The organism is Paenibacillus suaedae (assembly GCF_032337355.1).
GTDB classification, from domain to species: Bacteria; Bacillota; Bacilli; order Paenibacillales; family Paenibacillaceae; genus Paenibacillus_B; species Paenibacillus_B suaedae.
In genome coordinates this window covers 478,121-502,796 of record NZ_JAVYAA010000001.1, presented here as the reverse complement: position 1 = coordinate 502,796, position 24,676 = coordinate 478,121, and the positions used below count along the sequence as shown (strand labels likewise).

22 protein-coding genes are annotated in these 24,676 nt (G+C 39.7%); all 22 read right to left on the bottom strand.

Going from position 1 to position 24,676, the window contains the following annotated elements; all coding sequences use genetic code 11:
- Positions 1 to 13 precede the first annotated feature (13 nt).
- On the bottom strand, positions 14 to 1,474 hold the full coding sequence (locus RQP50_RS02220) for an ATP-grasp domain-containing protein (RefSeq protein ID WP_315742901.1): 1,461 nt from the start codon (positions 1,472 to 1,474) through the stop codon (positions 14 to 16).
- Positions 1,467 to 1,730 carry an acyl carrier protein gene (locus tag RQP50_RS02215; protein ID WP_142543891.1) on the bottom strand — a complete coding sequence of 88 codons (264 nt, stop codon included), beginning with the start codon at positions 1,728 to 1,730 and terminating at the stop codon, positions 1,467 to 1,469. The genes RQP50_RS02220 and RQP50_RS02215 overlap by 8 nt, the downstream gene beginning before the upstream one ends.
- Before the next feature lie 220 nt (positions 1,731 to 1,950).
- Complete coding sequence (locus RQP50_RS02210; protein ID WP_142543890.1) at positions 1,951 to 2,823, bottom strand: sugar phosphate isomerase/epimerase family protein; 873 nt, start codon at positions 2,821 to 2,823, stop codon at positions 1,951 to 1,953.
- Positions 2,824 to 3,004: 181 nt separating this feature from the next.
- On the bottom strand, positions 3,005 to 4,075 hold the full coding sequence (locus tag RQP50_RS02205) for a Gfo/Idh/MocA family protein (RefSeq protein ID WP_021257596.1): 1,071 nt from the start codon (positions 4,073 to 4,075) through the stop codon (positions 3,005 to 3,007).
- Between the two features lie 54 nt (positions 4,076 to 4,129).
- Positions 4,130 to 4,993: a sugar phosphate isomerase/epimerase family protein gene (locus RQP50_RS02200; protein WP_044355069.1), complete on the bottom strand. Its 864-nt coding sequence runs from the start codon at positions 4,991 to 4,993 to the stop codon at positions 4,130 to 4,132.
- 374 nt (positions 4,994 to 5,367) lie between these two features.
- Positions 5,368 to 7,479, bottom strand: a complete 2,112-nt coding sequence (locus RQP50_RS02195; protein WP_315742893.1) for an endonuclease MutS2 — start codon at positions 7,477 to 7,479, stop codon at positions 5,368 to 5,370.
- Positions 7,480 to 8,033: 554 nt separating this feature from the next.
- Positions 8,034 to 8,990 carry a helix-turn-helix domain-containing protein gene (locus RQP50_RS02190; RefSeq protein WP_315742891.1) on the bottom strand — a complete coding sequence of 319 codons (957 nt, stop codon included), beginning with the start codon at positions 8,988 to 8,990 and terminating at the stop codon, positions 8,034 to 8,036.
- 187 nt (positions 8,991 to 9,177) lie between these two features.
- The gene (locus tag RQP50_RS02185) at positions 9,178 to 9,399 is read right to left on the bottom strand and encodes a hypothetical protein (protein ID WP_139170625.1); all 222 of its coding nucleotides are present in this window, start codon (positions 9,397 to 9,399) and stop codon (positions 9,178 to 9,180) included.
- Between the two features lie 35 nt (positions 9,400 to 9,434).
- Positions 9,435 to 10,160 carry a dCTP deaminase/dUTPase family protein gene (locus RQP50_RS02180; RefSeq protein ID WP_021257601.1) on the bottom strand — a complete coding sequence of 242 codons (726 nt, stop codon included), beginning with the start codon at positions 10,158 to 10,160 and terminating at the stop codon, positions 9,435 to 9,437.
- Between the two features lie 36 nt (positions 10,161 to 10,196).
- A complete protein-coding gene (locus RQP50_RS02175) occupies positions 10,197 to 10,499 on the bottom strand; it encodes a DUF1653 domain-containing protein (protein WP_315742887.1) in 303 nt (100 codons plus the stop codon).
- Positions 10,500 to 10,529: 30 nt separating this feature from the next.
- Entirely contained in the window at positions 10,530 to 10,694 is a 165-nt protein-coding gene (locus tag RQP50_RS02170; RefSeq protein WP_227774260.1) for a hypothetical protein, read from the bottom strand.
- A 187-nt stretch (positions 10,695 to 10,881) separates the two neighbouring features.
- Positions 10,882 to 11,364, bottom strand: a complete 483-nt coding sequence (locus RQP50_RS02165) for a hypothetical protein (RefSeq protein WP_315742884.1) — start codon at positions 11,362 to 11,364, stop codon at positions 10,882 to 10,884.
- Positions 11,365 to 11,548: 184 nt separating this feature from the next.
- The gene (locus tag RQP50_RS02160; protein ID WP_315742882.1) at positions 11,549 to 12,541 is read right to left on the bottom strand and encodes a phage lytic cycle repressor MrpR family protein; all 993 of its coding nucleotides are present in this window, start codon (positions 12,539 to 12,541) and stop codon (positions 11,549 to 11,551) included.
- A gap of 201 nt (positions 12,542 to 12,742) precedes the next feature.
- Positions 12,743 to 13,921, bottom strand: a complete 1,179-nt coding sequence (locus RQP50_RS02155) for a DUF262 domain-containing protein (RefSeq protein ID WP_315742880.1) — start codon at positions 13,919 to 13,921, stop codon at positions 12,743 to 12,745.
- A 501-nt stretch (positions 13,922 to 14,422) separates the two neighbouring features.
- Complete coding sequence (locus RQP50_RS02150; protein ID WP_315742878.1) at positions 14,423 to 15,187, bottom strand: peptidoglycan recognition protein family protein; 765 nt, start codon at positions 15,185 to 15,187, stop codon at positions 14,423 to 14,425.
- A 25-nt stretch (positions 15,188 to 15,212) separates the two neighbouring features.
- Positions 15,213 to 15,470, bottom strand: a complete 258-nt coding sequence (locus tag RQP50_RS02145; protein ID WP_021257608.1) for a hypothetical protein — start codon at positions 15,468 to 15,470, stop codon at positions 15,213 to 15,215.
- Complete coding sequence (locus RQP50_RS02140; RefSeq protein WP_021257609.1) at positions 15,457 to 15,804, bottom strand: hypothetical protein; 348 nt, start codon at positions 15,802 to 15,804, stop codon at positions 15,457 to 15,459. The genes RQP50_RS02145 and RQP50_RS02140 overlap by 14 nt, the downstream gene beginning before the upstream one ends.
- Before the next feature lie 142 nt (positions 15,805 to 15,946).
- The gene (locus RQP50_RS02135; RefSeq protein ID WP_315742874.1) at positions 15,947 to 17,881 is read right to left on the bottom strand and encodes a CBM96 family carbohydrate-binding protein; all 1,935 of its coding nucleotides are present in this window, start codon (positions 17,879 to 17,881) and stop codon (positions 15,947 to 15,949) included.
- Positions 17,882 to 17,905: 24 nt separating this feature from the next.
- A complete protein-coding gene (locus RQP50_RS02130) occupies positions 17,906 to 20,437 on the bottom strand; it encodes a discoidin domain-containing protein (RefSeq protein WP_315742872.1) in 2,532 nt (843 codons plus the stop codon).
- A 20-nt stretch (positions 20,438 to 20,457) separates the two neighbouring features.
- Positions 20,458 to 22,080 carry a discoidin domain-containing protein gene (locus tag RQP50_RS02125; RefSeq protein ID WP_315742870.1) on the bottom strand — a complete coding sequence of 541 codons (1,623 nt, stop codon included), beginning with the start codon at positions 22,078 to 22,080 and terminating at the stop codon, positions 20,458 to 20,460.
- A gap of 3 nt (positions 22,081 to 22,083) precedes the next feature.
- Positions 22,084 to 23,451 (bottom strand): hypothetical protein, encoded by a 1,368-nt coding sequence (locus RQP50_RS02120; protein ID WP_315742868.1) that lies wholly within the window; start codon positions 23,449 to 23,451, stop codon positions 22,084 to 22,086.
- Positions 23,452 to 23,479: 28 nt separating this feature from the next.
- Positions 23,480 to 24,670: a hypothetical protein gene (locus tag RQP50_RS02115; protein WP_315742866.1), complete on the bottom strand. Its 1,191-nt coding sequence runs from the start codon at positions 24,668 to 24,670 to the stop codon at positions 23,480 to 23,482.
- Positions 24,671 to 24,676: the final 6 nt, after the last annotated feature.

Sequence of the window (24,676 nt, the reverse complement as noted above, 5' to 3'; positions counted from 1 at the left end):
TGTTCCATCTTATCTATGAATAAATCCGGTAGCCGAATGCCAAAAGCGCTTGATGAAGCTGATTGCCTAACGCCTCACTCCTGGCAGCGTTAACCGCAACAAGTGACACATACCAGCGTCCTGAGCGGTTATGAACAGTTGGTGAGAAGAGAGTGTTCGCAGACAACGGCATCACGCCCGCGCGACGTTCCGGTGTGTATAACAGTTCAATTTCATCCAATTGCATCAACAATTGCTCGAATTGAGTGCTGGAGCTAGACAAATCTTGATCGGCGGTTCCTGCGGTTCTTGCGGTTTCTTCTACCATGCTTGCAGGCCGCATTGTCGATTGCTGCTCCCGTTCAGGGAGCCCAAGCTGGAGACATGTCAAGAAGCTGCGCTTCCCCCAGCGTTCCAAGTGGGCGTCTAGGCAATGGTTCAGCATTCCCATGGAATGTCGAGCGTTAATCTCCACTACTGGATACACTTCACCGTTTTCCAGCAGCATAGAGTCAATGCATACGGGCCCGTAATAGCCGTCAATATACATCTGAGCGGCCAAACGTTCCATATGTTCGAAGTAACCCGCCTCTGCCAATCGATTCATTAGATGAGTATCCGCTGCATATGAACCGCCATAATTCAGCTGTCTATTCACCATTCGCTGTACCCCGAGCAGTTCCGCCCATCCGTTCGATGCGATATACAATTGGCAGGAGAAGTCCGCCTGCTTATTCAGCCAAGGCTCAACGATCAACTGTACCTGCTTGCCTGCCCGCTCTTGAACACGTAGATAATCAGTAAGGCGAGTAAGAAGTGCCGAAGCGTCGACGACTAGATTCCCGCTGCCTGATACCCCGTAGGGATCCTTCAAGATGAGCTTGCCGTGACGGTTAAGCAATTCAGCGCCGATTTGCTGCACGGTATCCGCTCCCTCTGCAAGTCTGCCTGGAGGGTTCAAATCTAACTGCTGTGCAAGACGAAGCGAATATGCCTTCGAATTCACCTGTTTAACGGCTTCCGCATCAGGAATTGCGCCGTCCAGGCCATACTTTTGTACAAACGCCTCCGCAGAGGGAATAACCGCGTAAGCAGCAAGCGGGAGTTCCCGCATCAATCGCTTCCATTTCGGCTCTGTGCATTGCTCCGATACGAGTTGGAATACATCCTTATTCCTCTGCTCGTTCCCGTTCGGCTGATCGCTATTGCATGTCAACGAACGGAAGTGGAATCCTGCATCATGCAAATAGGCAGCTTGCGCCGCATTCCGTGGATGACGGGTCACGGCGAGGCCATCCTCTCCGCACAATGGGAACAGCAGCTCGTCCATATAATCGGCAGCAGCGTGCTCTTGTACTGGCCGAAGCGATGGCAGGTTCGCCAGCTCGGAAGGGCGCCAATAGGCTTCCGCATCGAACATGCCCATGACAAGACGCGGCCCATCATAGAGTGGCATAGATCTTAGCAGCAGTTCCTCCGGCAGAGGACTACGCATGCAGCTGCACCTCGGCGCCGAGTGATTCGAGAAACCCTAAGAACGCTCGAGTCGTCTGCAAATGCTCGTAATCGAACCTCTCAAAATCCATTTGCACGTTGAACTGCTCCTCCACCTTCAACATAAGCTGAATCAGTTGCAGTGAATCAAGGCCAACCTCATCGATCAGGTTCGTCTCAGGAGTAAGCTTTATCTCCCAAGAAGCATCTTCCTTCACTTCGCCCACCATGCGTGCCAACTTGTCGATCGCGTGCACATTACCACTCCTATTCTCTGTACAAAATATCGAACTACCCTTCTTACCTTATGTAAAAGCACACATGAAATATGTCAGTCTATTTTTATGACATCGCTTTCATTTCATATTTTTACAGACTACCTTCCCTATAAACGAAAGATCGACCCATGATAGACAGAAGAAAAAGAGACAGAAGCCGCATAACTTGCGACATCTGTCCCTTCTGAAACTCAAACTATTATCTATAACGCTTAATGAAATCCACAGCCTTGCGGATGTCTACTTCAGGTGTTTCGCCTGCTTCACGCTCAATCGTCAAATAGCCTTTGTAGCCGATATCAACGAGTGCTTGGAAGTAAGCGTCGAAGTCAACCTTGCCTTCGCCAAGCGGCAGCTCTTCAAATGGACCGCTCGTTGCCATTTCCGCAATCTTCTCATGCGACATTGGCTCGAAACCCAGCATGCCGTATACGGTACGCGGGTCAACCTCACGCAATCTCACGCCATCCTTCACGTGTGTGTGGACGATGTAATCCTTCAGCGTATGTACGCCTTGAACCGGATCATCCCCTGTAACCATGACCATATTCGCAGGGTCGAAGTTGACAGCTACTCCTTTGCCGGACAATGTATCGAGGAAAGACTTCAAATGTGCCGCAGGCTCTGGCCCCGTCTCAATAGCGAAGTGCGCGCCAAGGCTGTTCGCGTATTGGCTCAACTCCTCGCAAGACTGCTGCATCGCTTCGAAAATATAATTCTGCTCATGCGGCACGATACCGATATGCGTCGTTACCACATTCGTCCCCAGATCAAGTGCCAAGTCCAGAATGCGCTTGGACTTCTCCACCTTAGCCGGATTCGCCTCTTTATCTTGGAATCCGTGTCCACCCAAGTCACCACACAGTGCAGATACGTGCAGACCGAGTGATTCGATATAACTGCGCATTTCTTTGCGCGCTTGAGGCGATAGGTTTGCCGGATCCATTTCTCCGCTAACCGCATAGATTTGGACACCGTCTGCGCCCACTTCCTTAGCTTTCACCAACGCTTCCCGCACAGGAATGCGGAAGCTGTCTGTAATGACTCCGATAGGGTTCGTAATTATCGTCATGAAATTTCACTCCTTCAATTATAGTGGTAGTGATATTGTCTTTCCGTGACATCTATGATTCAGGTTCATACTTGAGCTTGGTTCAGACATAGATCATGTATTGCCTAACACGGATAGCCTCAACTGAGAACTAACGCAACACCAAGCTCTGGATCCATTCATGCATCGATAGAAGCTTCAATTAGGAATAAACAACTTCTGTCCCTTTTGTGCTAGACTCGTAAATGCCGCACAAAATCTTCATCATTTCTACGCCATCTTCTGCAGGGCAGATCGTCTCTGTGCGACCTTGCACGCAGTCGATGAAATGATCGACTTCGCCTTGGAATCCATTGTTGAAATCAAAAGTCAGATGATCAATTTGCGGCGTCATGTTCAAGATCGTGTTATGCTTCTCGCCAATGATCTTCAGCTCAGGCTCTACTTCAGCGCCACCCTTGTCGCCAAATAATTTCACATACATATCATCCTTCTGCACATGAAGCGAGAAGCTGCAATCAACCGCGAGCGATGCGCCGTTCTCGAAGCGGATAAGCGCATTCGCCATATCCTCAACCGTATTCACTTTGCCACCATCATAATCCGCTGCCTTATAGAAGTCCAAGTGCTCGATGTGGTTGCGATTGCCAAGCTTATAATACGCATTGCCGCTAACTGATTTCACCTTCGGCTTGCCCATCAAGTACCAGCACAGGTCGATTACGTGAACGCCGATATCGATCAATGGGCCGCCGCCGGAACGTTCCTTATCGCTGAACCAGCCGCCTGGGTTGCCAAGACGGCGAATGCAGGATGCCTTCGCATAATAAATCTCGCCAAGCTCGCCTTCGTCAATGAATTTTTTCAATACACGTGTATTCGTGCCATAACGGCGCACATAACCGATTTGCAGCGTCTTGCCGCTCTTCTTCTGTGCTTCTTGTACCGCAAGCGCTTCCTCAACTGTCATGCAAAGCGGCTTCTCTACAAGTACATGCTTGCCTGCTTCGAGCGCTGCAATCGCAATTGGTGCGTGGGAATTATTCCATGTACAGATGCTTACTGCATCAATATCAGGATTTTGAAGCAATTCATGATAATCCGTATATACGATCGCATCTGGAGCTTCGTACTTGACTGCCTTCTCCTTCGCACGTTCCGCATTCAAATCGCACACAGCAATAATTTCTGCTTCGCTATTGTTCTTGTATCCGTTAAAGTGCATTTCCGAGATCGAACCTGTACCAATAACCGCAACTTTTACTTTGCTCATCGTTAGTCCTCCTAATTGTGATCGATATGTTCAAAGCTGAATGATCTGTGGAAATTATACTTCTTCCCAAATGCGGCGGGCATTGTCCATCGCAATTTTCGTGCCTTTGAGGCAGTCTTCCATCCCTTCGAATTCAATGCTGACATAGCCGTCAAATCCAGATGCCTTCACCGCGCGAACGATATCGTAGATTGGCAAGTCTCCTTGACCCACGATTGCACCGCGCAAATAATTGCCATGCAGAGAGCGGAACCAGCCTTGGCCAGGATTGCGATCGGCTGGACGTATATAGAAGTCCTTGAAGTGCACCATCGACGCCAATTCAAGGTTGTTCTTCACGGCAATGAGTGGATTCTCGTCTACACATACAAAGTTGCCTACATCAATGGTCGTTCTGTAGTTGTCGCGATCTACGGCAAGCACGAGACGCTTCACACGCTCGCTAGCTTGCGTATAGAATCCGTGATTCTCCACGCTTGTGACAATGTCATACTGGGCGGCATAATCTGCAATTTCCCGGCATGCTTCGACAAGCTGAGGGAAATCCTGCTCGAAATAAGCAGCACCTGTCTGTTCAAGCGGACGCGATGCCACATCATGACGCATGAACTTCACACCAAGGCGATTCGCAACATCAACATGCGACTTTACACGCTCGATTTCACGCTTCAATCCCTCTTCGTCATGACCTGCAAAGTTCGCGCCAATGCAATAATTGGACAATTCAAGCCCAATCCGTTCTGCTGTTGTACGAATCTCTTCTACACGCTCTGGATGGTTGACCAGATCCAAATCCAAATCCACGATTTCTGCGTGATCTGCGCCATTCTCCTTCATCCATTCCAATGCTCCGGATATACTTAGACGTTTGTCCTGCAATGCAGCATACAAACTATAAATGCTAACTCCTAATTTCACAGCAGCCCACTCCATTTCGTCGTTGTGTTCGGTTAAATTTTCAATTCTCCACTTATTTGCAAGCGGTTACAACGAATACTAACTGTCTCCACTACATTATAAAAAAGTTTGTACGCCGCACATTGCACTATAGTCCACAAATATTGGACTTTCTTTCACAGATGCAGTTGAGGATGTGAGATACTCCCATTTGTTTCTCTAATACAGGAATATACAGGGAAAAGGAGACAAAGATGCGGAATCCGCTTTGGCTAGCAATTGCTTCTGCCCAGGACGTTTGTCTCATTTTACAGAATATTTTTGTTTATGTCGGATCCACCACGAACAGAGGCCCTCTAATAAAATAGAAGGCCTATTCACATGGCGTTATCACATTATTCAGATGGATACTCAATCGAGATGCCCTCGACATGCTTGCGGGACATGATCTTCTTTTTCTTGCGATTCTCCTTCGACTCGAACACAATGTCCATGTCATAGTCCTCCGGGTACAAATCCTGCTTCTCAATGTACAGCGTTAGGCGTTTCTTGTTGATTTTCACCTTCTGGCGCTGAATAAGTACCCCTACATTGCCGCATGAGTCTTCTTCTTCATACACGATGCCCGTACGCTTCAAATATGCAATGTGGACGCAGTCCCCTTTTTGCAGCTTAGCGGGAGGGTTCTTGCTGTTATCGAAATCCTTAGATTCCTTAGATCTCATAGACTCCTTAGCACACTTTGTGGGTGTTACATGTCTTTCCTCTTCCCTGCCCACAGGAAGATTTGCACAGCCATCCCTCTTGACGAGGTTTGCTGTCTCAACAGCCCTAGCTTCATCCTCATCTCCAGCATCATCTCGGTCTGAACCCTGTTCTCCTCTGGAAATGGAGATATCTCCGTTGGGAGCTTCAGCCTCAGAAATTGCAGACTTCCCATCTGATGCAGCAGCAGCATTCTCAGCTCGGAAGGTTCCTGCACTAAGTGATTGTGTAACATGCTGTGAACGGCTAATAATATCGGCTGACAGACCCAGCTTTGAAGCAATGAGGAAGGCATAGCTGCTTCCAGCTTCCCCAATGCGCAGCTGATATCGCGGCTGCAGAGTGTCTGCATCGAATTCCATCCTTGCATTTTCAAAGCCCGCCGTAGCAGTTGCGAAATGCTTGATTTCATTGAAGTGCGTTGTGGCAAGTACAATTGCTCCTCTTCTCCGCAGTTCCTCCAATATGGCGATCGACAGACCAACCCCTTCACCAGGATCGGTACCGGACGCCATTTCGTCAAATAATACAAGCGTGGACGCATCGGCTTCCTCAAGAATATGAATCACATTCGTAACATGGGCCGAGAATGTACTTAGCGACTGTTCCATGCTCTGGCCGTCTCCGATATCTACACATACGTTGCGAAATACGGAGAACAGACTGTTCTCTTGGGCCGGCACCAGCAATCCAGATTGCGCCATAAGCGTAAGCAGTCCCACTGTTTTCAAGGCAACCGTCTTGCCGCCCGTATTCGGCCCCGTAATAATCAGGCAAGAGTAGCCACGCCCGATTCGAAATGTAAGAGGCACCGTATGCGCGCCTAGCAGTGGATGCTTCGCATTACGAATGTCAATGATGCCGCAATCATTCAACTGTACCGGTCGACCATCTATCGCACGGCTGTATTTCGCTCGCGCGAATAGGTAGTCATATACCCCGACGGTATCCACATTTATCTCAATCTCAGGAGTCGATCTTTCCAGCAATTCGGTTAAATGGCTCAACACCTTCATTTCCTCTTGCGACTCTGCAATCCGCCACTGGGCGAGATCATGCTGAAGATGGGCAATTTCTGTCGGCTCCATATACACGGTTTGACCGCTTGCTGATTCATCCAACACGGTGCCGTGGAACTGCTTGCGCAGCTCCTTCTTAATGGGCAGCACATATCTGCCCCCGCGCATCCCTACCAGATGCTCCTGCATTAGTGTTCTATGCTTATTCATCAGACTGTCAAGTCTTTGCTTAATGCGACTCTCCACCTGCATAACCTTCCGCCGGACTCTGCTTAGCTCCCTGCTCGCCTCATCTGTAATTCGACCATGTCGAATGCAGCGCTCAATCTCTTCCCTTATGCTCTCCAGTTCATACATCGACGCAGCATATTGACTTACTGTAGGGGCAACCGCATACTTCGCGCGCATATACTTCTTCAATTGGGCGCAGCTGCGCAGAAAGACAGCCACATTCGTGAAATCATCTTCCGAGAATACGTAACCTGTATTCACGAGCGAGATAATATGCTCAATCCCTTGTAAGGTCGGCAGCGGTACACTCGCCCCCTGCTTCAGCATATCACTTGCCTCTGTCACTTCTGCCATCGCTCTTCGTACCTCATCGATATTCGTGAGCGGACACATCTTCTCGACGTGGCTTTTTCCCGCATAAGAAACCGCATATTCCGATACTTTTTCTTTAACCTTATGATAATCCAGTCTTCGCAGCATTGTTTCGTTCATGCCTCTTGATTCTCCTTTGATTGTTGTAGGAGAGCAGCCGCATATTATACCTCACGGAAAGAGGGATTCTGTTCACGGAAAACAGCAGCATGTATCTTTCATGCCGGGTATCGTCTGTATAACGCAAAAAAGGCAGAGCATGCGTATGTGCATGCTCTGCCTATATATTCCTTGTTCTCATCAGTAACTGTCCCAGGCCATGTTTGAGTGCCCCTGTGGTGGAGTGCACACAATTCACGATAATTACAAAAAAACGTGCTGCATACAGCACGGATCCGGGCAGCAAGAGAATGGAATGCTGGCGTAGATTTGCTTATCCGCTGTTCTTAACTCGTTTCCGGAGGACTAATAACAGCATGCTCAAATAAACGTCTCGCTGGACGTTTGTTCTCAGGGATGTTCCTATGACGAAATTCGAACATACACCTGCAGCAAAACCGTTGCCTCACTATGGAATTGACTAGTTAAGAACGCTCACCAACATTAAAATCTCCCCTTGCTTCATAATATCTCTTAGTATACAAAATCTTCAAATGCATCGTCAAGCAGCAGGCTTACGACAATGGATTCGCAAGCGCCTGCTTCTTATATTTCGAGGGCGACATGCCTGTATGGCGCTTGAACATGCGTGAGAAATAGGCCAAATCATTGAATCCAGTGCCGAAGCAGATTTCAGTGACAGACTTATCCGTCTCGATGAGCCAGTGCGCTGCCTTGCTCACACGCAAGTCGATCAGATAGTCGTTAAATGTTTTGCCTGTAAATCGTTTGAACAAGTAACAGAAATATGTTTTGGAAATGTTGAATTGCCTGCACAGACGCTCCAGCCTAAGCTCCTCGGCAAAATGCTCATGAATATAGTCCATCACAGCCTTCATCAACTCTCGGTACTTCTCAACACGCTCGTCCTCTTCACTCGGCTTATCTGCCAGCTTGGAATATTCACGAATGATGACAGAGAGAAGCTTCAGTAAATTTGCTTTGAGCACCAACTCGTAAAATCGCTTTGCCCCTCGGTACTCTTCCAACATTTCCGCAAGCAATCGGCCAACTTCCATATCAGTCTCTCCGGTTAAGGCTACCTTTGGCGTCACGTGCTTCTCATCGATCAGAAACTGCTCCAAATAAGAAAAATCGAAGCACTCCCCGCTCCATTCCGATTGCTCAAATCGTTCGTTGATAAAATGAGGCAGGAACTCACATCCGATCACTTCCATTCCTTGATCAGGAATCATATCGACCCGATGTACGGCATAGGGCGGAATGACGAATATATTTCCCTTCACCATGTTATAAGTCCGATGATTAATGGAATGCTTGAACTCCCCTCGAACAACATACCAAATCTGTATATAGTCGTGGGTATGATCCCAGATACTCCCCGATGTATGATCAAGCTTATACATTTTGCAGGGCAAATGAGCTTTCATCTGCTGCTCGGAATGAAAGACAATGACATCACTCGGCAAGTCAACGCCGACACCCGCCAGCTTCTTGTTCTTATCCCCCATGTTCATCACCTATCACATCATAAAATGTGCTGACATGTACATTCCCAATTCATATCGATGGAGCATTTTCGCAATATGTATTTCAATAAAAAGCATGATATTCTCTATCATCTGGTCTTAAATAGTTTCGTCAGTCAAAAGCAAAAAACCTCTTCTCTTAGATAAGGTTTTTTGCTTTTGTATGTTATTACATTTTGATATGTTTATTGAGTTTTTGAATTAATTTTTTTGTCTTTTCCTCAATAAATGCTTCTGCTTTATTACTGTCATTATCAAACAAATCCACAGCTTTTTTAATAATTTTATCAACTTGATTTTCATTCACTAGATGTATCGCACTCTTCCCCATCTTAGAAGCCGAAATCAATGATAAATAAGCCATTAAGTCCATTACTTCTCGTTTTGTCATTTTGACCATTCAACATCCCTTATTAAATATCTTTATTAATTTGAGCTTAGATTCATCTCAATAGCAGGTATTTTGCGGAGTTGTTCATATGTAATCTCCTTAGTTCTTACTTTAGGACATATTTCTATAACCGCCTTAGCAATGGCTTTTGTTGCAGGGTAATAAATTTTATCATTGGTTTCAATAATTTCATTAACACTCGATGTCAGAACAACGTTTTTGGATCCCGAATTAAGAATGGCAATAAACCATTCATCACGGTAATTAGCGTCAATGATTCCTGATAGGACTGATAAGGAACAACTCGAGGCATTATTATTTTCTTTCAATACAAGTCTATACTTATTTAATAAAGAAGATGCGATTCCTGTAGGCAAAAATACGACTTCGTTCGGCTGAATGCTTACAGGATCTTCAACTGATTTTCCTTTTGGATTCAACACTGCATTTTTAATATCTACATAAATATCATAGCTCGCATCGGCATTCATGGAACTGGGCAAGACTGCCGTTTCTCTCACTTTGGCAAACAATACTGTATCACATGGCTTCTTATTACGAGTTGTCCGCTTATCCTTATCAACATCCCATACGTTTACGTACATTGTTTTGTATTCATTGTTTATTTTTTCTTCAATCACTAGCTCATATTTCTTTGCAGAAGGATTAATATTAAGTTCTTTCACAACCCCGAATCTTTTTTCTTTTTTCATCCACACAGTCTCACCAATTTTGTAATAGCGCTTTTTATCATACTCCACAACATTCACCTCTGTACTTTTTATGGTTTTTGATGATTAGTAATCATTTCTTATTTGATTAAACGGAGAGAAGCGTCGTTCTTCTTGTCCATCTATCATTACTGAACCCAAAAATAACTCTTTAGGTTGTACCCAATGTCTGCCTTGAGCATCAACATAAAGGGCAAGTAATTCATTCGAATCCACATGAAAGGCGCCTTTATAAAGAAATACATTTACATGTTTCCCTGATTCAGTATGTATGGCCTCAAAGTATTTTTCCGCTTGCTTGTGGCTAATACCCGATTTCACAATACCGAGCAAATAACATTCATAACCTTCATAATGTCGATAAAACATAACATAGCCCTCCCTTTTCCTAATAAGTGTTTATGCCTTTGCTGAAGACGTAACATACTCATTCATTCGTCGTTTAATAATTCGTGCATGTACATCATTAAAAATGACCGCAATTAGAACCTTTACGTTGTGATCATCATCCTTCAAGAATAAGTTAAAACTATTTATACCTTCTTCCAATTCATATTTGATCATGTTCGTCACCTCCATCCTTCAAATTACACACAGATAATCTAGTACTTTATTTTGTTTTTGATTGTAAATAGATTATATTCCCTACTAGATTTTCCGTCAATAGCTTTTTGTATCGGTTTTGATCCGATACATTTACGTCGTATTTTTATCCATCATCGATTTGCCTCTCATTTAATTTTTTTTAGTCTTATATAATCGCTCTTTTCATTTGATCTTTATAATCCTTATTTATATGTAATTGCTCAATTAGAGTCACAATCTCTTTTACATTAAAGTCATTTCTATATGTAACAACTGCATCGTACAGTTGTTTTAAATTTATTTTCTGGTTATCAATCCAGTGAAGAACCTGTTCTATTTCCTTATTATTTTCTATATTAGCAAATAATCTGTTTATCAATGTAATTTTTTCTATTTTTAACTTACATTCTTTATATAGTTTTTCAAATTCGTGATATTCTTTATAGGATAATTTTTCTTTTATATATATAATGAATTTATGAACAATCATTGGTTTTGTCATATCACTACCGGATAGGAATATAAAATTATAAAATTGCTGTAATGTTGCTTCATCGACAATGACTAACTTTAGGTCGTCTAACATTTTTCCTTTAAATCCCATACCGAATTCTAACTCACGCAAAATAATGCTGTCATAGTTATCCACTATTTCTCCCCCATTACAATGATGTTTACAGCAAAATAAGAACATATGTTTGTATTTTTATATTCCAATTATATCCCATTCAATACTTACCGTCAAATTTTTGTAGGAAATTATAGCTTCTCATTTAGCAGGTTTTTCATCTATGTTTAAGAAATAGACGCACTAAAAAACGCAATGGGATAACTTACTCCATTGCGTTCTTTATCTCGTCTATTTCGTGAGGATATAACGACCTAATCATTTCTATATTCAAAAAATCTCGAAGAGACCATTTATACTTCATATTATAAAAATCGCATATTTCTTCGAGCTGCTTCCTTTCCAGTCTTCCATCTCTTTTTAAAACTTGTAATGCCAAGTATATCATACCGCTCCGTACAATATTTTTAGTAGTAAGAGCCTCACTGTATTCCTCTAATCCATCTACTTTTTTAATCGTTTCCAGTCTATTGTAAATCGTATAGAACTTGACTTTATCACGATTCTCATCATTATTATTTATTGCACCTTTTAGTATATAGGTTGAGCTCGGAAGTGGGATAGAGTCTCTGACTTTACTTGAAAAATCAATTCCCCCATTCGATTTATAATATAACTGCTCCTGATTCGTCAGTATCGCCATTCTAAAAATAAATGGATCAATTGGAGAAATGATTCGAGCTATATTTCCCTTCTCATCTCTTATATAAATTTTATTCTTATCAAAGTCAAAGTCTGAAATTTGTAAATTTGTTAATTCCTTAACCTGAGTGCCTTGAATACCGTTCCATAATGCTTCAATGATAAAACTATCTTGTTTATTCACTAAAGAGTGGATAATTGCCTGTTTTTCATCATAACTTATATATTGTTTATATTCCTTTACGAAGGAATAAAAATATTCTTGTCTTCGTTTTAATGGATTCGTAAAATTTCTTGAGTAACTGTGATCCATCGCCCATTGTATGTAGGAAGATAGAACATTACAATACGTCCGAGCACTCTCTTTTGTTTTTGGTTTAAGCATATTTGCGATAAAATTTTCAATTTCATCATCACGAAAATCATATATATCCCGTTGGAGCTCTATTTCTGTATCCACTGCTTTTTTAAATAATCTTGAGTAAACTTCTCTTGTATCTAAATTATCGAATTGCTCAAGATATTTCATTTTAGTTTCTGCGTTATAAAAATCCATCTCTAACCTCCTTTATACATTTTATGCAATGGGCTTTAACTAAATAAAGTACTACATGTTTTTATTATATATGACACTTCAATAAAAAGAAAGGGTACTGAGCACCACCCCAATACCCTCCCATGTCAACTTTTTTATACAGTAAATATCAAACTAAATCTATCTCTCACATTCTAATTCATTTCTACATTTTGTCAATAATCATATGCGAAGTGACCTGTCCAATTGTACGATTGCTTCCTCTACTTCCAAATTAGATTGAACAATAGATATAAATCTTTCTAAAGCTACTGACATTTCCGTAATTCTCTTCAGTACGTTTTCCTTTTTAGGTGCCCCTGCTTGACACGACTTCCCATATTCACTCTCTACGCGATAACATGTAACCAAAAAACTCCGAATAAACTCACCGTATAACTCCGGCTGCAATAGCTGATTCATTGCTGCCTCTGCACACCAAAAAATAATCGGTATGTGAGTCTTTTTCAGTGCTTTTTTTCTTTCATTTGAATCGAACGAAGCAAAAGCATCCGTAAGATACATTGAGATTTTCTGTATTTTCTCAACAATGTTTTGATCCAAAACCTTCTCTGTTTTCTTTAAGTCAAGAACATATTCTTCAATATTTTTTGCACCAAAGCCCTTTATTTTATCTATCCCATCTTCAAACAACATCAGGATTTGAAGTATCATTTCTTGATCTACAAACCGTACTCTAGCACGTTTGGATAAGCCCACATCTTCTTTGAAGAAGTGTAGGTTTGACAAATCATTAATAGACTTGATTAAATCGCTATGCTTCGCTCTTGTTAATTCTATTCTAGACAGTGGCGTGCCACTATTTTGCTTTACGAACATCTTATCGCGTTCTTCATCCGTCATATTTTCTATTTTGACGATAGTGATGGATTCATCTAATATTTCATCTTGCATCTCTTGAGGCAGATCTTTGAATTTACATCCTGCAATTTGATGTCCATATACATCCTCTGTATTTTTATGCAATTTCCATGCGCCGTCAATAAAACTCATTATCGTTGTTATCCGTTGTTTCCCATCCAAAAACCACTTTTTCCCGTCATCTGAATCCTGAATAAGCACGGGTGGAATATAATACCCATAAATCAACGAATGGATTAAGTCGCTCCGCTGATGATCATTCCAGGTTGCATTCCTTTGGATTGCCAGATCAAACCGAAGAACAATCTCATCCTGTTGATTCTGACTGATCCATGTCCGATCTCTTCTCCATTCTTTGTAGAGACTTCTGATCGTATAATTCCTCGTTGATTTTTCAATTCGCGTTTTTCTAAAGAACCGCTCTGTATTCTGATGAGGTTGTTTACCTAATTTATTATTGTTGTTAACAGCTTGATTCATAACCTAACTATACTCCTTCTATTCAGAGTTAGACATGCTCAAAGTAATAAGAAGCATGATGACCATACAAAATAGAGTATAAATCTACTGTATTACTTTGTACTAATCACATTTTCTAGAGGAACATTATATCATCATAAACCTCTTTCATGTATTACTTCTTACTTTGTAAATCAAACTGATAACAACTTCATATTGAGTATGATAGTATTATTTCCTTTTGCTCACATATAGCTCACCAGACAACTGAATCGTAAGGCTTACAATTTCAGCTACAATTTTGGAATTTGTTCTTTCTTTGAAAAATGGCGGGAGCCGATTATATATCGTGCATACAATCTCTGGCTCATTATTTTGAATTGTTTTAACAATTGATATGATAATGAATTCGATGATTCTATTGTATAGCTTATTTGGTTTTATAAGAATGATTGTAATAAACGCAATTGTGAGTAAGAATGCAACTATAATATACTCCATTTTATCACCCTCTTTATACTATTATTTGATTTTGCGATATTCCATAATCATATACGCCCATACAGGGAGACTTTCTTCCACACGAGCTTTCCAATAGTCAGGACTAGAAAGAATTCCTTCCTTTGCTAGTCGGTCAATAGCTTTATGTGCTTCTGCTACTGCAAGTTTGTCCAATTTCTTCACACCTTTCGATTCTTCATCTGATTTATTCATTTGAGTGCATGACTTCAGTTCATTTTGAACATCTTGAATGAAATGTTCTTTACTAATTCCCATGAGCTTTAAAGCATTTTTAAAAGGATCCATTTTGCGTTCTGGATCCAGTTCATCATGTCCTGCTATATGTTTACTAGGATCGAGTTTGAATGTATGGCACAAATAGGCGTGATACCATACATACCGTTTGTAAGCTTCTAGATTATTAACGGCGCCTCGCTTATGCGAATAGCATAATTCAACTCCTATCGCAATATCGTTCGCGTCACCCCCGTATAATTCGTTGTCCTTCTTTACGTTATATCTTACATGCCAAGCTTTTTCAGGCTTAGCCGTTGTAGCTGGAATACATTCGATAATTTGTTTATCGTCGATGAATGTATGGGCCGATGCGGACATTTCATTATGTGAGTTTTCATAATATCTTACATTGGCTGAAGCAGAGCTGCCATCATTTCCGGTATCATGGCTTACGATAAATCCAACATAGGGCATCGATAATCCTGGCCGTCTTTGTGTCTTAGGTGTAAGGTATTGCTTAACAATTTCGTATTTCATTTTGAACATCATTCTTTCCCCCAATACTATCTACTTCTTATGGCAAGTTTTCTGTCTCCGTTTCAGAGAAGCTACTTTTTGATTTTTTTTTGCCGGGCGCGAACGCAAACGATTCCACACATTTAATGCCTGTAAACGCCCCCAGCTCATAAGCGAGCAGCATCAGCATATTGTCCGATATGTCCCCGATTTGCCACGCTTGGTACAAAGCCATACTTAGTGTGCAAAAAAATCCGATAATAAGTGCTGAAACTTTGGTTTCATCCAACGATAATCCATCTTTAATCCATTTCATGTTGACCACCTCGAAAAGATTGTAGCTCTACACGCAAATCATCGACTTTTACTTGCAGTCTTTTATTTTCTAAAGTCAGTTCGAGATTTGTTTTGTGAAGCTGAGCGACTTCCTCGCTAAGTACTCGAATCTCTTCCCTTGCTTCCTCCAGATCGGTTTTATAGCTATTTATAATCTCTTTCAGCTCTAATCTAAATGCTTTCTCATCTTCGCTTAGTGCCTTTCGGTCGCTAATCGTAACATCCTTGCGATTGGTACTCCTTGTTGCAACGAATGTAAATATAGCTGTTACTAACGCTGTAATAACCGGAATCAGTATTTGCAATGCCTCCACACATAACCACCCTCTTGCTTAATGCATCGTTTATCTTTCTAATTTATAAAGTGATAAGAACCCTAGAAATTCATCAAGAGAACATAAAAAAGAGGAGGTACGAAACCTCCTCTTTTTCGTTTTAAGTTACTACTTCTTCATTCTAGATAATGAAATAATAGGCCCCACCTGTTTGAGATCTAATGCCAAACCTTGCATGCAAATCATTAACATCCCTTTGACGACAAGTAGTCTGAGACACAAGATCTTCGTCCGCTTGATATCTTCTAAATAGGTACCCGAACAGCTCTGGTCTGTTGCTCGTCATCTCAGCCTCAACTTCATGGATTGCTTTGATATCAATTGTGGCATTTATATCCTTGCACACATTGACCGTAAGAACTGAATCGATTATGGAATGACCTCTAACATCAATGCTGGAATTAAGATTGGTCACGATTTGAGCTAATACGGTTGCAACCAATTCAGGGCTGCTTGAAGCTATGCTTGTCTCGATATCCTCATGCTCATAGACTTCCATATAGCTCTCTAAATCACTATCGCCCTTAATATAGATAAGCATCTCTGAATGAAGCTCTGGTCTGTTGCTCCACATTACGGAAGATTTATCGTCATATTGTTCCGGCGTCGGTACACTTATAAATGCTGAAACATCATCATATACTAAAGGTTTTGCCTGAATGATTCCTTCAAATGAGTCGTTGTAACTAAACACTTCCATTACTGCACCGAGTTCAGGTTTGTTGGACTCCATTTGCGATTCTATATTTGCCCGTGGATCATCCTCGACAAAAGCCCTAGTCTGTAATGATGCTTGGAGAAATGCATTTTTATCGACAATCATTTCAGAATGGAGCTCCGGTCTAGTCGCATCGATTTGAGTCTTTACGTCAGAAGATTGCAGTAACGATCTTACCGTCAAGCTTGCATCTCGATAGCTTTTAGCCGTTTTATATACAAACATAGAAGAATGGAGCTCCGGTCTAGATACATAGATATCAGCGTCATAGTCCATAAGCATTGGTACATCCGCCCGGTGTACATATAGGGAAGAATCCATCCAACTAAAACCGATATTGCTATTTACGTTGATCCTAGCATCCAGGTCGGCAAAACCACGTCCAATGACAAACATCTCAGCATCAAGCAGGTATCTAGTTGCCGTATAAGATTTAGATAAATCAATATATTGGACAAATAGTTTTGGCTGCTTATACCCTAACTCCCTAGTGAAAAACGTTACATACGAGTTCGCTTGCGATCTGATGCCTATACCATAATTCGGTTGTTCGTCGCGATACCATTTTAGTACAATATCAGTCATGTCTACTTCAATGTATCGCTCTTGTTTATTGTAAAGGAACTTATTTGTTATCAGACCTAGGGGCATTGGAGCATTTGCTGCTGTGATACCGATTTCATTCCAGAACTCTTTATTTGTCGTAAATTCAAGATCCGTGCCTTCAACCTTATCATCAGCACAATATAGTCTTAACGTAGCCTTTTCAATAAGTTTTTCTTTACCTAAAGCATGTAAATCAAATTCGACAAAGGACTCGAAGTTTTCAATATTTACATAGTCCCTCGTGTCCCTACCAACAAACATTTGTTTTTCAGTGCCCCAGTTTTGCGATTGATATCTGACGCTATCTCTCGTAAAGGCATCTTTTACGGGTACAAGCTCTTGAATAATTCTAGGCGCCTCGAACAGTTCATAATCTCCATACATTCGATTGTTGGGCGCTACTTCGATGACACTTTCCACGAAACTTCCGGCAATCGCCTCAATTGTGGATTCCTTATCACTGATCCCCTTATACATGATCATCGCAAATGAATCTAACTCTGACTTGTTTTGTACGCGGACTATGAGAGAAGAGTTCAAATCACTATAGGCTTTCTTATATACAAACATATAGGAATCTATATCTGAGCTCTTGCCTGTATACAGTACATATTTGCCGGCCATTGTATTGATTGGTTCATCGTAATGTCTAACATACATGCTTGATTCTACATCATCATGCGCATAACCTACCCAAAGGTTCGCATTAAAATCATAAACTTCCTCCTGCACCTACCATCACTCCATTGTATTGGACTAGATTTTTTGAGCCCGCGCTCTAATTTCAAATTTTCCGCTCGGAACCGAATTAGCTGTCAGCTCAGTGGCCAATCTGGCAAAGAACTCCACGGATTGATTGTAGTCTAGTATTGTATTCCAATTCAGCACTTCTTCTGGCGTGAATGGGAATTGCTCCTTCGATAATTCGATTCTAACTCCGTTAGGTAAATCAGCATTAATTCCCTTCACTTCAATATTCGTAACCTTGTGACCATACATGTTCGTTAACGTAATTTTATTCTCTTTCGAGATCTGTCCTGCAACAAGAGTGCCCGCATTCCAGTATTTCAGGATTTCTCCGATATCTGTTGTGTAGTACTTTCCTAAGTTGTCGCTAAACATCAATCCTGCATAGGTTCCGATAAAGTGAGTCGTCCATGAGTCTACACTGCCCCAATAATCCTTAAACTCTACAATAAGCGTGTTCTTTTCACCAATTTTGACTTCCGTGTTTTTAATATTCAGGGCAATTCCCTCTGGAGAACCATGTAGATTCGTAAACTCGCCTGAGAGCGGATAATAGGGTTTATCATTGAGGAATACACGATATTGAACAAGTCCCAAATCGTAGTCGCTCAATGTGCCTGATAGCTTGTTTCCGATAAATGAAAGGTTAATGGTTGAAGTTGTATTTAAGATATACAGGGCTAAGTCGCTAACACGCGCACCTTTCATGTAAGTGTTTATGCTGGCTTTAATGCTATCTATATCCACAGATCCTTTTTCGTTAAGCTTAGTATCGAACATGAACCCAATTTTAATAAACCCATAAATAGCCTTAGCTTTGAAATCCTCAGTTCTTAGAGATTCAAAATCCCATACTCGCATACCATTTTTCTTTATATCATCCTCGTCTGTAATATCTAGATTTTTCCATTTCCCTTGACTAAAGGATTCCCACTTCATGCCGTTGTCAAAAGAAACAAATAGCCGAATATTGTCTTTGTAATCTTTAGTTAGCTCTATTGAGAACTTTTCAACATCTTCGTTTATTGATATGTTACCTAAAGGAATAGAAATTTGACTCAGTGGTGTGAATTGAGATCTCACAACACTTCTTGACGCATTCTTTGCAACATAAAGCTTGTTGTTGTCTTCGGACATATCGGAAAGTAAATCGTGCGTATATCTCAGCAGTTTAACCTTTGGGTTAATGGCAGAGAGCAAACTCCAATCTTCCTTCTTAATTTGGTTTAGATCACTTATCCCATGTTTATATACATAATCAATATTGTTTGGTTTTGAAAGTTCAAGCCACCCACTATCACTTAAATGGAAGAGGTCAATTTTCCTTAAAGCGACTCCCAGTACAGACCCATTGTTCTCATAAAATCTCCATCTGATTTTTTTATATTGGTTCGAATTTGGAAAATGATAGGTTCGAACTTCGTCTTTATTCCAATTCACTTCGTTTCTGCGTTTATCCAGCGTTATCCATCTCGAACCATTCCAAGCCTCCAGATCCCATGCTCTTGGTGACTCGCCTGCGTTCTCTTCTCTGGATTTCAATGCGTAGGTATTAAATAAAGTTGGGCTAATAAATTCATAAGACAACCATGACCTTACCTGAGTTTTTGCCGTAACCCATGCTGTATTGTCTAATCCGTCAAATACGCGAAATGCTTCATATGCACCCTCATGGTGACTTGAAGCGGCAATACCATTTGAATTGTTTGTCGTCATGACAGGTACCAAACTTGTAAGGCTTTTCGTTTTTTCGAACAAATTAAATGTTATATATTTATTGTCATACTGTACTAGGAATCTCTCGTTACTTACATCTTTTCCAATTACTTTTTCTAGATCTAACCACGATATATTAATATCATCTTTTGTAAATAACATATAGGAACCGAATGAACAACATCCTACAATTGGTGATCCATAGTTATAAACATTAAATTTCAATTTAGAAAACTCATCTGCCCCGAAATTCTCATAGTCTGGTATTTTAGCATAGTAAACGTATGATGTTGGAGTATTAATTAGAGTTATAAGGAAATACCCATTTGTAATTGCAATGCTTGTTGGATTACCAGTAATCCCATTTTTAAAATTATCAACAACAGCTAAAGTCTTTCCTGTAGTTACATCAATGCAATAGACACTATTTTTATGATCAGGCATGTATAATAGATTGCGTTTTGCATCAATGTAAAATGAAGCTAATGCTGTAGCAGGAATATTGACTTCTGGCTTAACTATCGCATTTAGTGTTGCCCCTGTTTGTATATCAATTTCTTTTATTGTGTAATCTGACAACCTTGCGAACAGCCTCTTCCCATCTGTACCGAGACAATAACACCACATTGTATTTGCCAGTTGGAGTGTTCTCTTGATGGTCAAAGATTGAAAGTCCAATACATAAACAATATTTTTTTTGTTGCTGGTGGATATAAACACTTCATCATTTATTCTCGTAACACCAGAACATTTTTCTGGCATAACTATACTAATATTGCCCTTCACCCCATCAAAAATGCTCTGATATAACCCATTCCCCATCATTTCCACATCCTGTTTTCCGATTATTTAAACAATTCTCGTACATCTTTCAGATTTATGCTTACGGCATCCACATATAAGCCCTCAACTTTTTCTGAACTCTCGTTTGCAAAATTCTCTTTTACTATCTTCTCTGCAACTGGTTCATCATCCCTATACTCAAGTATTTCAATATCGTTCCCTTGATGTTCATCTAGCGGAGAGTACTCGGTTCCCATCTCTATTTCTGGCTTTCCGTCCTCAGAATAAACATTTACCTCCACTTTATTTTCAAAATAATCTGATAATGATCTCTTGTTTCTATCTTCGATAATATATTCAACTTCCTCTATTTGTGGACTATCTGTATACTTCATGATTTCAAATTCATCACCTACGAGGCTGGAAAGATATTTCCCTTTCTCCATCTCTTTGATTAAGACTGGCTTACTTTTAGGAACCTCAGTGAAAATTTTAACTTCGAAGTCACCTGCTAACTTACTTAACTCTACCGATGATAAAGCCTCTAATTCGCTTGGACACATTCCGTACTTCACGAAATCTTTATCTGTTACATCTCTGCCAATTATCTCCCAACCTTCTTCGAAAAACTTCATTAGCCCTATTCTCTTAACGCCAACTGAATAATCATAAGGCGCACCTGTATGATGCCCATCTCCAAATTCAATTTTATAATATTGATAAGTTGGCTTTTCTTTTTTAAAATCCACATACCTAATATGATTGCCATTTGATGAATTATAGCTATCTCGATTCACATCTTTTGAGGAAGAATCAATATTATAGAGCTGAGTCCAATTACTGTTATCGTTTGATCCTAAAAACGTCCAGTACTGTATACCAAAATTGTTGCTGCCTGCAATTCTTAACGCTTCAAGTTCAAGCCTATCTATTGTTGTAGGTACTCCAAAACCATATGTAATGAATCGTTTTTGACCCTTTCCATTAGCGCTCACCCATCCAGAATCAATTTCGTTATTAAAAGCTTTCCACAATGAATTAGGGTGATTGGCATGTGTATTACTACTGTATATATTTTTGCTACTTTCGTTCGCCTTTGCTAAATCAATGTATCTGGAAGATAAATACCTTTTATATTCCCCTGATTCATCCATAAACAAAATCTTTTCTGACTCATATGTTTCGATTTCAAACTCCATTGGAAAATGCAAATCCCAAGTAACACTGTCAGGTACATAATTGTAAATATCTATTACACTACCATCACTTATGGCTTCATAATTTACTTTCTTACGTCTTAAATAGACCCAAGGAACATATGTTTTATAAAGCCCAGACTCAGCAGGAAGTGGAACTTTTCCATCGAAAATGAGAGCCAAAAACGTATCTTTAGGGCAAGTTACATCAATGCCATCTGTATAATAAATATCATCTCCATATTTCCCATCATTAATTAGCTCCCTAACTAGGAGTGTCTTATACTCTCTGTATCTATGCGTTTCTGTCATTACAGCGATTTTTACTTTTGTCACAACATTCTGAATCCCTCTCAACTTTATTGATTTTAATCTACACAAAGACAACTTATTTATCGGAGTTTGGAGGAAATACAGCTCTGGTTCAGCTAGGGTTGTGTATACCTTTACTGGATGATCAAATCCATGCGAATAAACTTCTTGCTTCATTTACTACACCTCGTCTAGCTTTATTTTTTGTACATTCTCTTTTGCTTCAAACTTATAACTAAAAACCTTACCTTCTGACAATACTTCTTCTTTGTTACTCCAAATAAACTCTTTGTTGTAAGGTTTATCAAATTCTATCTTTTGTCCTTTATGCATTCCATATTTCGTGTAATCGTTCATTGACACATTTTCAGTTAGCTCAGCTACAATATACTCATATTCTTTTTTAGATACGATATTCTTGTAACCTTTAGGCATAAATTTAGTTTCTGTGTGTAATCCTATATCTGATGCCGATGTAGCAGGACTATAGATAATTGGTATTACTGGTTTTGGTAATTCTCTCACTTTGATTTTCCCATAACTCTTACCATCTACAAAAAACTCAAAAATTCTATTATCTAGATCCATTGCCATCCCTACTCTTTGAAAACTAGCTAATGGACTTGATGAAATAATCGTTCTTTCCCCAATCGCCTCTGCACCTTGAAAAGATATATAATAATTATTACTAAAATGGAGTAGCAAATTATTTACTCCCACTGATCCAAAACCATCTGTGTATTTTGACACTAATCCAATAGCCAACTCATTATACCAATTTACAGTGAACTCCATATACAATTTTCCATTATAATAATCGTCGCCAAACAATAGATAGCCATTATTTCGTGGGATTGCTCGAAAAATATCATATATTTCCACAATGCCATTAGAAGATGTAAGCTTGAATCGGTTTCGCTTCTCATTGATATCGTTGAAACTAAAACCTCCAAACTCTTTCACTCTTTTTGTAATAGATACAGCTTTGCCATCTGATTTCCTTTTGATTAGACTATATGTCTTTTCTACATGTTCATAGCACTGAAATTCAGAGATTGAATATTCTGAACTTCCATTCCAAGCGCCTTGTTTTTCATACATATAAAGGATGAGAGCTTTGAATTTCTTATTATTTTTAAATGTCCACTCTTTCTTTTCAAGCTCTTTCCATCCTTCATTTTTTACATCGAGCAACAATGAACAACCTATCCATGCTGGCTCCTCATCCTTTTGCTTTAATCCGAAAGTGTTCAGCAGATCTATTGTATCGTTAGAAACTCCATAAAGCCTAAAACTTTTTGGAGCTTTTGATGCATCAACAGAGGAAGTAATCGTTATCTTTTGAGGAATATATTCGTTTGGGAATTGAAATTTTGCATATGCTTTTTTAAAAGTAGTATTTGCCCATGCAGTATTATAATTACCATCACACATTTTATCAGGATAGTATTCATATGTTGGTTTAGTAAAATAGTCACTAGCATTTATCTCGAATCCATTTTTATATGAATAATTTTCATTAAATAACGGAAGTATTGGTACAAACATATTTACACCTCACTTAAGAGCATCACAATCAAATTGTGATGCTCTTTATTTCTTTATTTTTATTGTCAAACAACTTCGAAAATACATTTCCAGTACTATATTTCGTTTTAATATTTTGGACAACTTTCCTTAGTACATTGCTTGTCCAGTAGTATTCGCCACTCCTCATGCCATATTCCTTATAGTCTTCTGGTGAAGAAATGGATATCTCTTTTAGGAAAGATTGATATTCATAAAACTTGATATCATTGATCAGCACCACATCATCTAAATTCATAAACGTTATTTTGTATAAAAAATAACGTCGAGAATTGTCGAATTGCATTCTAATCTTTCCAAATTGATTAATGACTGATGCTTTGTATTCAGATAAAAGATTCCACTCTTTATTTATTTCATCATATCCCTCAAATATGATATTCACATTTTTCCTCATCATCGACTGTATTTCTACAGCATTAATCAACCGAGGTTTCTTAAATTCAATTTTTATACTTGGGTGTACAAGCTGCATGTTACTCGTATCAACCGATTGATAAGCAAACTTGTAGTCCTCTACTGGATTGTTTTTAAATACATGTTCGATCTTTTTATCAATTGCTTTTTCCTTACTTGCATCAACCTTACTTATTTCACTATCAAATTCACTATTAAAGAATAATGGAATGGCACTTACTTCTTTCTTTTCTAGAGTATAATTTTTAGTGGCTCCGTTCGCTTTCTTTTCGCTGAAAGTGAAGTGTTTTTTGATATCAGCCAGTTCTGGTGTAGGTATAGTTATTAATCGAAGAGAGTTCTTATTGAAGAATTCATATTCATTCTGTTTTACGATGTAGGTATTTATTAATTCATTGTTTACATTATAAAATTCAACATTTATGTTGGAATTTGTAGGGTATTTTGTTCCTGTATCAAATTCGAATTTACTGATGGTCACAGGTTCTTTAAAAATGATTTGAATGTTTTTTCTAGCGTCATTTGAGCCTTTCATACTATAATACCCATCATTGAATGCATCATAAGATAACTCGCTATAGCGTTCTAAGTTTGAGAATATATAAGCATTTTCAGCCTCAAACTGCATGTTGCTAACATTTGAAATCATTTTTCCAATATTAATTTTAGACCCATTTTCATCATAAAATCTTATCCTGCCTATGACTACTACACTCTGATTAAAATCATAAAGATCACTAAATTTAACTCTTTTTATAAGCAATCACAA